This is a genomic window from Pseudarthrobacter sp. 902506025 (genome assembly GCF_040702325.1).
GTDB lineage: Bacteria > Actinomycetota > Actinomycetes > Actinomycetales > Micrococcaceae > Arthrobacter.
Window position 1 is genome coordinate 181944 of sequence record NZ_JBFBKW010000005.1, and the last position, 13278, is coordinate 195221.

At 66.7% G+C, this 13278-nt stretch carries 13 protein-coding genes; 8 read left to right on the forward strand and 5 right to left on the reverse strand.

Going from position 1 to position 13278, the window contains the following annotated elements; all coding sequences use genetic code 11:
• Positions 1–25: 25 nt before the first annotated feature.
• From pdhA to AB0280_RS12120, 4 genes are read left to right on the forward strand one after another with little or no spacing between them, the layout of a single operon-like run.
• Positions 26–1258, forward strand: a complete 1233-nt coding sequence (gene pdhA / locus AB0280_RS12105) for a pyruvate dehydrogenase (acetyl-transferring) E1 component subunit alpha (RefSeq protein WP_159629640.1) — start codon at positions 26–28, stop codon at positions 1256–1258.
• Positions 1258–2238 (forward strand): alpha-ketoacid dehydrogenase subunit beta, encoded by a 981-nt coding sequence (locus tag AB0280_RS12110; RefSeq protein ID WP_366367353.1) that lies wholly within the window; start codon positions 1258–1260, stop codon positions 2236–2238. Before pdhA ends, AB0280_RS12110 begins: the two co-directional genes overlap by 1 nt.
• A 7-nt stretch (positions 2239–2245) precedes the next feature.
• On the forward strand, positions 2246–3724 hold the full coding sequence (locus AB0280_RS12115) for a dihydrolipoamide acetyltransferase family protein (RefSeq protein ID WP_366367354.1): 1479 nt from the start codon (positions 2246–2248) through the stop codon (positions 3722–3724).
• A gap of 16 nt (positions 3725–3740) precedes the next feature.
• Positions 3741–4358: a phosphatase PAP2 family protein gene (locus AB0280_RS12120; RefSeq protein ID WP_366367356.1), complete on the forward strand. Its 618-nt coding sequence runs from the start codon at positions 3741–3743 to the stop codon at positions 4356–4358.
• Between the two features lie 22 nt (positions 4359–4380).
• Here the strand turns inward: AB0280_RS12120 and AB0280_RS12125 are convergent, their stop codons facing one another.
• The 5 genes from AB0280_RS12125 to AB0280_RS12145 form a co-directional block, all read right to left on the reverse strand.
• Positions 4381–4716, reverse strand: coding sequence for a hypothetical protein (locus tag AB0280_RS12125; protein ID WP_159629648.1), 336 nt, complete (start codon positions 4714–4716; stop codon positions 4381–4383).
• 176 nt (positions 4717–4892) lie between these two features.
• Positions 4893–5321: a universal stress protein gene (locus tag AB0280_RS12130; protein ID WP_159629650.1), complete on the reverse strand. Its 429-nt coding sequence runs from the start codon at positions 5319–5321 to the stop codon at positions 4893–4895.
• Between the two features lie 44 nt (positions 5322–5365).
• Complete coding sequence (locus tag AB0280_RS12135) at positions 5366–6658, reverse strand: PLP-dependent aminotransferase family protein (protein ID WP_366367358.1); 1293 nt, start codon at positions 6656–6658, stop codon at positions 5366–5368.
• 72 nt (positions 6659–6730) lie between these two features.
• On the reverse strand, positions 6731–7372 hold the full coding sequence (locus AB0280_RS12140) for a GerMN domain-containing protein (RefSeq protein ID WP_366367360.1): 642 nt from the start codon (positions 7370–7372) through the stop codon (positions 6731–6733).
• Positions 7373–7538: 166 nt separating this feature from the next.
• Positions 7539–8096: an NAD(P)H-dependent oxidoreductase gene (locus AB0280_RS12145; protein ID WP_366367361.1), complete on the reverse strand. Its 558-nt coding sequence runs from the start codon at positions 8094–8096 to the stop codon at positions 7539–7541.
• 120 nt (positions 8097–8216) lie between these two features.
• Between AB0280_RS12145 and AB0280_RS12150 the strand changes: the two genes are divergently transcribed.
• The 4 genes from AB0280_RS12150 to AB0280_RS12165 all read left to right on the forward strand — a co-directional run bounded on the left by AB0280_RS12150 (position 8217) and on the right by AB0280_RS12165 (position 13266).
• Entirely contained in the window at positions 8217–8828 is a 612-nt protein-coding gene (locus AB0280_RS12150; protein WP_425328604.1) for a TetR/AcrR family transcriptional regulator, read from the forward strand.
• Between the two features lie 267 nt (positions 8829–9095).
• Complete coding sequence (locus AB0280_RS12155) at positions 9096–10079, forward strand: ABC transporter permease (RefSeq protein ID WP_224023739.1); 984 nt, start codon at positions 9096–9098, stop codon at positions 10077–10079.
• Positions 10080–10081: 2 nt separating this feature from the next.
• Positions 10082–11071 carry an ABC transporter permease gene (locus AB0280_RS12160; RefSeq protein WP_366367363.1) on the forward strand — a complete coding sequence of 330 codons (990 nt, stop codon included), beginning with the start codon at positions 10082–10084 and terminating at the stop codon, positions 11069–11071.
• On the forward strand, positions 11068–13266 hold the full coding sequence (locus AB0280_RS12165) for an ABC transporter ATP-binding protein (RefSeq protein ID WP_366367365.1): 2199 nt from the start codon (positions 11068–11070) through the stop codon (positions 13264–13266). Before AB0280_RS12160 ends, AB0280_RS12165 begins: the two co-directional genes overlap by 4 nt.
• The last annotated feature ends 12 nt before the right edge of the window (positions 13267–13278 follow it).

Consider the following 13278-nt stretch of genomic DNA (forward strand, 5'->3'; position numbering starts at 1 on the left):
CGGATGCGGCAAGCAAGGAGACGGTATGGGCACTCATCTGCCTTCCACCGAGTTCGACGGAACAGCGGTAGACGACCAGCGGGAAGCCGATGCTGAAGCCGTGATGGGCGAGCCCGCGGCCCAGATGGTGCAGCTGCTCGGCCCCGACGGGAAACTGGGCACCGATCCGGTCTTCAGCGACTACGCGGACAAGCTCACCCCTGAGGCCCTCCGCGGCCTGTACGCCGACATGGCCGCGATCCGCCGGTTCGACGTCGAAGCGACCGCCCTCCAGCGCCAGGGCCAGCTGGCGCTGTGGGTCCCGCTGACCGGCCAGGAGGCAGCACAGATCGGATCGGGCAGGGCCAGCCAGCCGCAGGACTACATCTTCCCCACCTACCGCGAGCACGGCGTGGCCCTCACGCGCAACGTGGACCTGGCCGAACTCCTGCGCCAGTTCCGCGGTGTTTCCAACGGCGGCTGGAACCCAAAGGACACCAACTTCCACCTGTACACGCTGGTCCTGGCTGCGCAGACCCTCCACGCCGTGGGCTACGCGATGGGGATCCAGCGTGACCAGAAGCTTGCCGCCGCATCGAACGCGGCAGGCCGGGAGCCGGATGCCGCCGTCATCGCGTACTTCGGCGATGGCGCCAGCTCGGAAGGCGACGTCCATGAGTCCATGGTGTTCGCTTCCTCCTACAAGGCCCCCGTGGTGTTCTTCTGCCAGAACAACCACTGGGCCATCTCCGTGCCCACCAACGTCCAGACCCGGGTTCCGCTGTCCAACCGGGCAAAGGGCTACGGGTTCCCCGGCATCCGGGTCGACGGAAATGACGTAATCGCCGTGCACGCAGTTACCGAGTGGGCCCTGGAGCACGCCCGCCAGGGCAAGGGGCCGGTCCTCATCGAAGCCTTCACCTACAGGGTCGGGGCGCACACCACGGCAGACGATCCCACCAAGTACCGGCAGTCGGCGGAGGAAGACGCCTGGCGCGCCAAGGACCCGCTTGCGCGCCTGGAGAAGTACCTGCGTGCCGAGGGCCTTGCAGACGACGCCTACTTCGCCAAGGTCAAGGCCGACGGCGACGAACTGGCCGCATACGTCCGGCGTACCGCCCACGACCTCGAAAACCCGGATATCCGGCAGGCCTTCGCCAACGTCTACAGGGAGGCCCACCCGCTGGTCGCCGAGGAACTGGCGTGGTTCGAGGAATACAGCGCAGGATTCGCCGGCGAGGAAGAGTCCGCCGGGCAGGCAGCAAAGGCAGGCCACTGATGACCACCATGACCATCGCGAAGGCCATCAACGAAGGCCTTCGCGCCACTTTGGCCGCACACCCCAAATCACTGCTGATGGGCGAGGACATCGGTCCGCTCGGCGGCGTCTACCGGGTCACGGACGGGCTGATCGGTGAGTTCGGCCCGGACCGCGTGGTGGACACCCCGCTGGCCGAGTCCGGGATCATCGGCACCGCCATCGGCCTGGCCCTCCGGGGATACAGCCCGGTCTGCGAGATCCAGTTCGACGGCTTCGTCTTCCCCGGCTTCAACCAGATCACCACCCAGCTCGCCAAAATCCATTCGCGCAGCAACGGCAACCTCAGCGTGCCCGTGGTCATCCGGATTCCATACGGCGGGGGCATCGGCTCCATTGAACACCACTCCGAATCCCCGGAGGCACTGTTCGCCCACACGGCGGGCCTGCGCATCATCACCCCGTCAAATCCGCATGACGCCTACTGGATGATCCAGCAGGCCGTTGAATGCCAGGACCCGGTGATCGTCTTCGAACCCAAGCGCCGCTACTGGCTCAAGGGCGACGTTGATGTCGAGGCACCCGGGCCGTCGGAGGATCCGTTCAAGGCCCACGTCCTTCGTGAGGGCACCGACGCCACCGTGGTGGCCTACGGCCCCCTGGTGCCCGTGGCGCTGGCAGCCGCGAACGCAGCGGAGGAGGACGGCAGGAGCATCGAGGTCATCGACCTCCGGTCAATCTCCCCGATCGATTTCGACACCGTCACCGCCTCCGTCCAAAAGACCGGGCGGCTGATCGTCACGCACGAGGCTCCCACGTTCGGCGGAATCGGCGGCGAGATCGCAGCCCGGATCAGCGAGCGGGCGTTCCACTCCCTTGAGGCGCCCGTGATCCGCGTCGGCGGGTTCCACATGCCCTACCCCGTTGCCAAGGTGGAGGAAGACTACCTTCCGGACATCGACCGCATCCTGGAGGCGCTGGACCGCGCCCTCTCCTACTGAGGACACCATGACCCTGAACAAGTTCAACCTGCCCGACGTCGGCGAGGGCCTCACCGAGGCGGAAGTCGTCTCCTGGAAGGTCAAGCCCGGCGACACCGTCGCCGTCAATGACGTCATCTGCGAGATCGAAACCGCAAAGTCGATCGTGGAGCTGCCGTCCCCCTTCGCCGGAACAGTCACCGAACTGCTGGTGAAGGAAGGGGTGACTGTCGACGTCGGGACCGCCATCATCAGCGTCAGCGACGAAGTTTCCGGGGACCCGACCCCCGCCGACGTCCGCGCGCCCCAGGCTGTCCCCGCCGCCGTTACTCCCGCTGAATTTCCTGCCCAGCCGCTCTACGGCAAGCTGTCAGCGGATGCGGGGGAGACCGGGAGTGCCGGTACCCCGTCCGCCGCTCCCCTGGTGGGTTCAGGACCCAAGGCCGACGCCGTCAAGCGGCGCCCGCGGAAGACTGCACCGGCGGCTGCCGTGACGGTCAACGCCCCCGAGGTTGAACCTGTCCAGCCCCGCACGCCCGCCGAGGTTTCCGCCGCGGAACCCGCCGCCGTCGACACCCGGCCAACCCTTGGCGGCACCATCACGGGCCTGGTCAACCGGGTGCTGGCCAAGCCCCCGGTCCGCAAAATTGCCCGCGACCTCGGCATCGATCTCGCCGACGTTGTTGCCACCGGTTCCCGCGGAGAGGTGACGCGCGAGGACCTGGTGAGCTACCAGGCGCAGCGCGACGCCGAACTGGACAAGGCGGACGGTTTCTGGGGCAAGGCCGGGAAGCCGCAGGACCAGCGCGTGGAAAGCATTCCGGTCAAGGGCGTCCGCAAGGCCACGGCAAAGGCGATGGTGGAATCGGCGTTCGCGGCACCGCACGTCAGCATCTTCGTGGACGTCGACGCCAGCCGCACCATGGAATTCGTTAAGCGACTCAAGGCCTCCCGGGACTTCGAGGGCATCAAGGTCTCGCCGCTGCTCATCCTTGCCAAGGCCGTCATCTGGGCCGCCGCAAGGAACCCCAGCGTGAACGCAGCCTGGGTGGACAACGAGGACGGCAGCGCCGAGATCCAGGTCAAGCACTTCATGAACCTGGGCATTGCCGCGGCCACTCCGCGCGGCCTCATGGTGCCCAACATCAAGAATGCGCAGGACCTGTCACTGAAGGAGCTGGCCCTGGCGCTGAACGACCTGGCCACCACGGCCAGGGCGGGGAAGACCCAGCCGGCGCAGATGCAGGGCGGGACGCTGACCATCACCAACATCGGCGCCCTGGGCATCGACACCGGGACGCCCATCATCAATCCGGGCGAGGTGGCCATCGTTGCCTTCGGAACCATCAAGCAGAAGCCCTGGGTCCTGGACGGAGAGGTGATTCCCCGCTGGATCACCACCCTCGGGGGATCCTTCGACCACCGCGTGGTGGATGGTGACCTGTCCGCCCGCTTCATGGCCGACGTCGCAGCCATCCTGGAGGAGCCCGCGCTCCTCCTGGACTAGGGCGCCGGGTCAGGACGTGGCAATAGACAACGGGGCAATCCGGGTCAGGAACCGCACAGCCAGGTGGCTGACGGAGGTCTTCCAGCCTCCGGTGGTGGTTTCCCTGCAGCTGCTGATCAGCCCGCTGGCCCAGCCGGGTTTCCCGGGAACCATCGGCTACGGCGCGCTGGCGGCCCTCTTCGTGTGCGTGCTCCCGCTGATGGTGCTGCTGGTCCTGGTCAGGCTGGGCAAGGTCACGGACCACCATGTAAGCGACCGGAAGCAGCGTGCACCCGTGCTGCTGATGGCGCTGGGCTGCATCGCCGTGGGGCTGCTGGTACTGGGCGCCGTGGATGCGCCGGAGAGCGTCTTTGCGATGGTCCTGGCGGTGGTGGGCGGCGTGGCGGTACTGGCGGTGGTCAGTCCGTTTTGGAAGATGAGCGGCCACGCCGCTGCCGTATCCTGCGCCGCCGTCGTATCAGTGCTGATGCTCGGCGCCGCGTGGGCACCGCTGCTGCTCCTGATCCCGGCAGTCAGCTGGTCACGGGTGGTGCTGCGGGCCCATTCCCTGGCCCAGGTGGTGGCCGGATCGCTCTTCGGCGGGCTGGTCATGGCCGGGATCTGGTGGCTGCTGCAGGGCTGGCTGGTGGCCTGAACGTTCAGGCTCCCAACCGGGCTTAGTAGGCGGCGTATGCGGTGAAAGCCTCGAGCATGGCCGGATCCGCGGTGGTTCCCAGCACAACAGCGGCAGCGGTCATCAGGCCGCCCATGAGCGCGGCCATGCCGGCCCAGGCGCTCAGGAGCTTCCAGTCCTCGCGCAGGACGCTGCGCACGGTCTGCGGAAGCTGGAGCCCGGGGGTGATGAGGTTCGGTGCGCTGTCCAGGCTGCCGTCATCAAGGAGCGCAACCACCCGGTCATTGCTGCGGTCCACCCGCATGGAGCTGATGTGGTTGCCGTGGCGGGCCAGGAGGATGTCGTGGCCAACAAGCTGGCGGCGCTGCAAGGTGATCAAGGGGAGCCCTTCGCTGTGGGGTGGATTCGGCAGTGTCCACGCCTTTGGGGCCCATCCAATTTTATCGTTGCGCCAGCAGCTGAATCGGTGATATGGCGGTGAGAACGGACACCCCCCGCAGCGATATCCGCCACCACGGGGGGTGTCCTGCGTTACCCCAGGAGGGCTTCCCCGCGCTAGTCGGCGTCGTAGGTGTTGGCGATGTACACGTCGCACGGGGCGTTGTGGGCCACGCTGTTGGCCACGCTGCCAAGGACCCGGCCGATGCCGTGCATGCGCCGGTTTCCCACGACGATCACGCGGGCATCCATGCGGACGGCTTCCTTGATGAGGGCGTCTGCGGGCCGTCCCCGGGCTGCGGAATAGGTGACCGGGACGTCGCGGCCCAGCGACTCAGCCACGGTCCGTGCCACCTGCTCTGCGGCGTCGGCATCGGACACGATCCACCGGTCGCTGCCGCTGCCGAAGACCTCGGTCCGGTCGCTGTCGAAGGCTGACACGACGTGCAGTGAAGCGCCCAGTCCTGCAGCCAGGTTCCTGGCCGACTCCGCCGCCCTCTTCGCGGTCTCGCTGCCGTCAACCCCTACGACGATGATTCCACCCATATGCATGCTCCTTTGCTCGGCTTTCGGCGTTCGTGTGGCTTACGCTACAGCGCCGCCATGGCTTCCTGCAGCACCGGCGCCAATCTGCGCACACCCTCGGCGATGGCGTCGGGGGGAACGGCGCTGAACGCGAGCCGCAGCTTGTTGGACGGTTCGTCCGACGGCGTGAAGGCGGCGCCGGGGATGAACACGACGCCGGCATCGATCGCCTTGTGCAGCAGCGGGTAGGTGTCAACGCCTTCGGGCAGGGTCACCCAGACGAAGAAGCCCCCCTGCGGGCTGGTCCAGGTGGTCCCCGCCGGCATGTACTCCTTGAGCGCTGCCAGCATGGCGCGGCAGCGTTCGGCATACAGTCCGCGGTAGGTTTCGATCTGGCCTTTCCAGTCGTAGTCGCGCAGGTAGGCGGAGACCAGCATCTGGTTCAGGGCCGGCGGACAGAGCGTCACCGATTCCGCGGCGAGGTAATACCGGCGCTGCAGGTGTTCAGGCACCAGGGCCCAGCCGATGCGGAGGCCGGGGGCGAAGATCTTGGAGAAGGAGCCGAGGTAGATGACGTCGTCCGGGTTGGCGGCGCGCAGGGGAGGCAAAGTCTCACCTTCAAAGCGCAGCAGTCCGTAGGGGTTGTCCTCCAGGACCAGGATATTCGCCCTGCGGCATATATCGACCATCTGCTGGCGCCGTTCCCTGGCCAGCGTGATCCCGGAAGGATTGTTGAAGTTGGGGATGGTGTAGAGGAACTTGATGCTTTTGCCCGCAAGCTGCAGGGCCGCGATCCGCGCCTCCAGAAGCTCCGGGACCAGGCCGTACTGGTCCATCTCCACGGTCTCCACCCGCACCTGGTAGGCCTCAAAGGTGTTCAGCGCCCCCACGTAGGTGGGATCCTCCACCAGGACCACGTCTCCCGGATTGCAGAAGAGCTTGGTGGCCACGTCCTGGGCCGACTGTGAGCCTGCCGTGATCACCACGTTCTGCGGCAGGGCATCCAGGATTCCCTCGGCGGCCATGACCTCGCAGATCTGTGCCCGGAGCTCCGCGGTACCCTGCCCGGCGCCGTACTGAAGGGCCGTGAGTCCGTCGTCGGCAATGATTTTTGCCGCCGTCGCTGCCAGGCGGTCCAGGGGAAGTGACTGCAGGTACGGGCTTCCGCCCGCCAGGGAAACCAGTCCCGGCCGCATCGAGATGTCGAAAACATCCCGGACGGCCGACTGGCGGATGTTGGCCGCCCGCTCGGAAAACAGTCCCTCGTGGCGGTGGGCGGACGTGGCCGCGCGCTCGATCGCATCGATGGCTTCGGCGGGCAGCGTTCCGGCCGGGGCGTCAAGTGTTTCGTGGGTCACAGAGTCAGGATACAGCCCGTTGTTGCTTCCGAGGCAACATCTGTTTATGCGCGGTTTACGGCGGGCGGCGTGCTAATCAAGGCTCAGATAGTCCGACAGGCTTTCGCCGTTGATGTAGATGTCGGCCCTGATGGCACCCACGGCTTCGAGGGCGGTCTGGGTCAGCTGGGCCTCGATCCTGGGAAGGTCGCATGTTCCGCCCTGGTTCAGCGTTCCCGAAAGGTAAACGGTGACGGTGGTTCCGTCGAAGCTCCCGGAGAGGAACGTCAGCCGGGAAAAGCCCAGTGCGTTGTAGGCGTTCGCGGGCGGGCGGCCGCCACCCAGCAGGGCGCCGATTGCCGCCTTGAGCCGGGCGTCCCCGGAGCCTCCCGGCTGGGCGGAGCCAACCAGGCTGTCATTGCAGCCGAAGCGGACACCGTGCCTGCCGCCGTCGTCCACCATCACGAAATATGCCGTCACCGGGGGAGCCGCGGGCCCGGCGTTGGTGCCGGGGGCTGGAGGGGCCGTGGGACTGTCCGGTTTTTCCCGCGCCGCTCCGGCCGTACCGGTGGAAGGGTCGGCCGCCACCGTGGCGGGAAGGAGGGCCAGCGGGGCCCCGCTGGATCCGGCACTGCCCCCGCTGGGCGTGCAGCCGGAGAGGAGAAGCGCCAGGCAGCCGGCGACCGCAGCCAGGGCACCGCGCCCACGCCCGTCCCCGCTCCATCTTTTTGCCATGCGGCACCGCAATCCGATCCGGTAGGTCCAGGGGATTAACGCTACGGCGGCGCCGGCCGGCGGAGATGTCCGCACGGTACCGTTTGGGACAAGAGTTGGTCACGGCAATACCGGATGCAGCAGCGCCCGGCACGCGGGCTGCGTGCCGGGCGCTGCGCCAGGGGGATTATGCGGCGGGAGCTGCTGCGGCAAGGGTGTCGAAGATGCCCTTGATCTGCTCTACAACCTCGGCGTCGTCCTTGGGGTGGACTTCGGCGAAGCGCACCATGGAACCGGGGACGGCGAGCTTGACGTCCTCCAGGATCCGGGCACCTGCAATGCCGGCAGCCTTGCGGGCCTCATCCTGGGCCCAGACGCCGCCGTACTGGCCAAACGCGGTGCCGACGACGGCGGTGGGCTTGCCGGCCAGGGCGCCGGCGCCGAAGGGGCGGGACAGCCAGTCGATGGCGTTCTTCAGGGCGGCGGGAACCGTGCCGTTGTGCTCGGGGGTGACCAGCAGGACGGTGTCGGCTTCCTCGGCCGCGGCGCGCAGGGCTGCGGCGGCGGCAGGGACCCGGCCCTCGACGTCGATGTCCTCGTTGTAGAACGGGATGTTGCCCAGGCTCTCGTGGATCACCACGTCCACCTGCTCCGGGGCGTTGAGCTGGATGGCTTCGGCCAGCTTCTGGTTGGTGGACTCGGCGCGGAGGCTGCCGACAAGGGTAAGTACTGTGCTCTTGGTCATGGGAACTCCTGGCTAGGGGAGCGGCGGGGGCCGCTATCGGTCAAACTTCAGGCTCGCGGAGCCTTCACCAGACTAAACGGACCGTAGTCCGTTTATATTCCCCATGCTTACACTATCTGTGTGAGTTCCATCCCAGTGCGGCCGGGAATGACCCCGGTAACGGCCGCGGAACGCAGTGATGCTGCCCGCAACCGGGGACGCCTCCTGCTGGCTGCCCGGGAACTGATCGAGCAGGGTGGAGCCGCTGCGCTCACCATGGACCGGCTTGCCGAACAGGCCGGCGTGGGCAAGGGCACCGTCTTCCGCCGCTTCGGCAGCCGGGCCGGATTGATGCTGACCTTGCTGAACGACTCCGAGGCCGCGTTTCAAGCCCGGTTCCTGTTCGGACCGCCGCCACTGGGGCCAGGTGCTCCGCCGCTCGACCGGCTGATCGCCTTCGGAACCGAGCGGATCGCCTACGTGGTGGAATACGGGGACCTGGTGCTTGCTGCCGGAAATGCTTCCAGGGGAAAGTTCGAAGTACCTGCCGCCGCCCTCTGGGACCGGCATGTGGAGATGCTGCTGCGGGAAGGCGGGGTGGAATCCCCGGAACCCTGGCTGATGGCCGGATCCCTCAACGCCACCCTCGATCCCGAGCGGCTCCTGCAACTGATCCGTGAACACGGCGTCACACGCGAACGGCTGGCAACATCCTGGCGCGACCTTGTGACACGGGTTGTCACGGGCGCGTAGGTTACGCGATGGCGTTCCCCCGCGTCCAGTCACGCGGGCTTCACAGAACTATTCATAACGATCTGATACGGCGCGTCCGATTTCCGGGGATTCCCGCACTTTTCGGGTTGGGGCTTGTGATAGTTTCCTCTGGAATGTGACCCGCGACATAGTCCACCAGGACCTGCCCTAAGGGCTGCGGGAGGCCAGCTACCCGCTGGTGCAGGACCCGGTGAGGCGGCACAACCCGTGCTTGTCCGGGGAAGACGGAAGGATCCAGCAGCGCCCATGCTCAAGTACCTCGCCAAGCGCGGCATCACGTATGTGGTGATGATCTTCCTCACCACGTCCGCCGGCTACTTCCTGGCCGTCAGCTCGCTTAAGCCGGCGCTGCTCGAGCAGGAACGGATCCCCCGGCCCACCCCGGAGCAGGTGGCCAATTCCATGCGGCTGAAGGGCCTGGACCCGGACCTCAGCCCGTGGGAGCGCTACGTTGACTGGCTCACCGGAATCGTCACCCGCTGGGACTGGGGCCGCAGCCCCAACGGCGCCTACATCAACGCCGAGTTCGGGGACCGGGTCTGGATTTCCACCCGGCTCTTCCTGGCATCGATCATCCTGACCCTGGTCATCGGCGTCGCGCTCGGCGTCTATTCGGCGGCACGCCAGTACAAGTTCCAGGACCGGGTCATCACGTCCTACAGCTACCTCGCGTACATCGTGCCGGCGCCCATCGCCTACTTCCTGGTGCAGCTGGGCGCCATCAACATCAACGAATCCGTGGGCGACCGGATCTTCTTCGTCACCGGCATCTCCACCCCCGGCATCGCGCCGGGCTGGGCCCAGTTCGTGGACATGCTGGCCCACTATGCAGTCCCCACGGTTGCCATCACCCTTGTGGGGTGGGGCGCGTACCAGATTGCCCAGCGGCAATACCTGCTGGACAACGTGAACGCCGACTTTGTCCGCACCGCACGCGCCAAGGGGCTGACCCGCAACCAGGCCATTGCCCGGCACGCACTGCGCGTCTCCTTCATTCCGGTGGCCCAGAGCATCGCCTTCACCATCCCGGCCATCTTCGCCGGCGGCTTCTTCGCGGAAAAGATCTTCGCCTGGCCGGGTGTGGGGTCCTGGAGCATCGACGCCATCTCGCTGCAGGACGTCAACGCGGCCACGGCCACCTTGGCATACGGCTCCGTGATCTTCGCCCTGGGCGCCATCCTCGCGGACTTCGCCACCACGCTTGTCGACCCGAGAGTGCGGGTGCAGTAGCCATGACCAACCTGAACGCCGTTGACCCGGCAGCAGTGGCGCAGGACGCGCACCTGGAAAGCGCCGACGTCGTCATTGGCAAAACCACCATCATCTTCCGCCGCTTCCTGCGCAACAAGACCGCAGTGGCCGGATTGGCCATCTTCCTGGCCCTGACCGTTTTCTCGTTCATCGGCGGTTTCTTCACCCAATGGGACAAGGAGACCATCGACCCCTTCAACATCGGCATGCCCCCGTCGGCCGACCACTACCTCGGGACGTCGCAGGCAGGGATCGACCTGTACGCCATGACCGTGGAGGGCACCAGGATTTCCATCCTGATCGGCCTGGTGGTGGGCCTGGTGTCGGTCCTGATCGCCGCGGTCTACGGCTGCACCATGGCCTACTTCGGCGGCAAGGTGGACAAGGTCATGTTGTTCATCCTGGAAGCGCTGATCATGATGCCGGCGCTCCTGGTGGTTGCTGTAGCCACCAGCGGCGGCGGTGCCGGCCTGAAACGCGACCTGCCCTCGTGGCTTCTGCTCATCATCGTCCTGCTGGTGTTCAGCTGGATGGGCACCGCCCGCCTGATCCGCTCCATGTCCATGTCGCTGATGCAGCGTGACTTCGTCAAGGCGGCCCAGTACATGGGTGTCCCGCCGCGCCGGATCGTCTGGCGGCACCTGGTCCCGAACATCGGCTCGCTGCTGATCCTGGACATCACCCGCGGCGTCACCGCAGCCATCCTGGCCGAGGTCGCCTTCTCCTTCATCGGCATCGGCATCAAGGTCCCGGACGTGAGCCTGGGCGTGCTGATCGGCCAGGCCACCTCCCAGGTGCAGACCTTCCCCTGGATGTTCTGGGTGCCGCTCACCGTGATGTTCCTGCTGACCGGCTCCCTGGCCATGATGAACGACGGCCTGCGCGACGCCTTTGACCCCACCTCCACTTCCAGCGGCAAGGCAAAGAAAGCCAAAACCCGGAAAATTACCGCGGAAAAGAAGGCGGCATGAGCAGCGAAACCACCACCGGAGCCACGGACCCATCGCGTCCAGCCGTGGAGCGCCTGCACGTGGCAGGGCTCCACGCCCCCGGCGACGCCGTCTTGTCCGTCCGCGACCTGAACGTCCGCTTCAACACCGAGAACGGTGTCGTACACGCCGTCCGGGGCGTGGACTTCGATTTGATGCCGGGCAAGACGCTCGGGATCGTCGGCGAATCGGGGTCCGGCAAGTCCGTGACGTCCCTGGCCATCATGGGGCTCCTCGCGCCCACGGCCCAGGTCTCCGGCTCCGTCCGGCTCAAGGGCCGGGAACTGCTGGGCCTCAGCGACAAGGACATGTGCAAGTACCGCGGCAACGACCTCGCCATGGTCTTCCAGGACCCGCTGTCATCCCTCACCCCGGTGTTCACCGTGGGCACCCAGATCATCGAAGCGCTCACCATCCACCACCCCACCATGAGCAGGACGGCCAAGGAAGCCCGCGCCGTCGAACTTCTGGCCATGGTGGGGATTCCCAGCCCCAAGGACAGGCTGAAGGCCTTCCCGCACGAATTTTCCGGCGGCATGCGCCAGCGCGTGATGATCGCCATCGCCATAGCCAACAACCCCCGGGTCCTGATCGCCGATGAGCCCACCACGGCCCTGGACGTCACCATCCAGGCCCAGGTCCTGGAGGTGCTCCACACGGCGCAGGAGGAGACCGGCGCCGCCGTCGTCATGATCACGCACGATCTTGGCGTGGTGGCCGGGATGGCAGACGACATCATGGTCATGTACGCAGGCAGGCCGGTGGAAACCGGTGCCGTGGATGACATCTACTACAACCCGCGGATGCCCTACACCATGGGCCTGCTGGGCGCGGTGCCCCGCGTGGATGTGGCAGAGAAATCCTCGCTCGTTCCCATCGAGGGCATGCCGCCCAACCTGCTGCACGCCCCCACCGGCTGCTCGTTCGCTGCCCGCTGCCCCCTGGCCTCGGAGGCGTGCCTGGACGGTGAGCCCGCCCTGGCACCCGTTGACGACGGCGCCCGGCACCGCGCGGCGTGCATCAAGTCCGGCTCACTCGGCGGAACCGTGGATGTGCACGACGTATTCGCTGCGCCGCCCGTGCCGGTGTCCCGCTTCGACGCCATTCCCAGGGAGGAGCGGTCCACCGTCCTACAGCTCACGGACGTGCGGAAACACTTCCCGCTGACCAGGGGCGCCCTGATCAAGCGGAGGATCGGCACGGTTAAGGCCGTGGACGGCCTGAGCTTCGATATCCGCGAAGGCGAATGTTTCTCCATCGTGGGCGAATCGGGTTCGGGGAAGACCACCACGCTCCTGGAAATCATGGAGTTCCACCCGGACCAGGACGGCGAGGTGGTCATTGGCGGCCTGAGCAACAAGCAGGCGGCCGATGCCCGGACCAAAGCCAAAATGCGGCGCGAACTCCAGATGGTGTTCCAGGACCCCACGGGCGCACTGGATCCGCGGTTCACGGTGTACGAAGTCCTTGCCGAGCCCCTGCAGAACGCGGGCATGGACCGGGCCGCGATCAGGAAGCGGATCATGGAGCTGATGAAGCTCGTGGGCCTGCAGCCGGACCACGTCAACCGCTTCCCCAACCAGTTCTCCGGCGGCCAGCGCCAGCGGATCGGGATAGCCCGCGCACTGGCCGTGAACCCCAAGCTGGTGGTCCTGGACGAGCCCGTCTCGGCCCTTGATGTCTCCGTCCAGGCCGGTGTCATTAACTTGCTGGACCACCTGCGCGCCGAACTGGGCCTGAGCTACCTGCTCGTGGCGCACGATCTCTCGGTGGTCCGCCACATCTCCAACCGGGTGGCCGTCATGTACCTGGGAAAGATCGTGGAGATCGGCGCCGTGGAACGGGTGTTCGACAACCCCCGCCACCCCTACACCCGCGCCCTCCTCTCCGCGATCCCCGTGCCGGACCCCCAGCTGGAACGCACCCGCGAACGCATCATCCTCCAGGGCGACCTGCCCTCGCCGCTGCAGGCACCGAAGGGCTGCAATTTTGCCACCCGCTGTCCCGTCTTCGCCGCACTCCCGCCGGCCAAGCAGGAGAAGTGCCTCACCCTTGAACCGCCCCTGGAAACGGCGTCCTCCGCCACGGACCAGCAGTTCGCCTGCTTCTTCCCGGACGGGGAGCTGGACGAGGACATGCTGGTGGTCCACGAACCGGTAGACCACCATGCGCCCTAGGATTTTTCGACC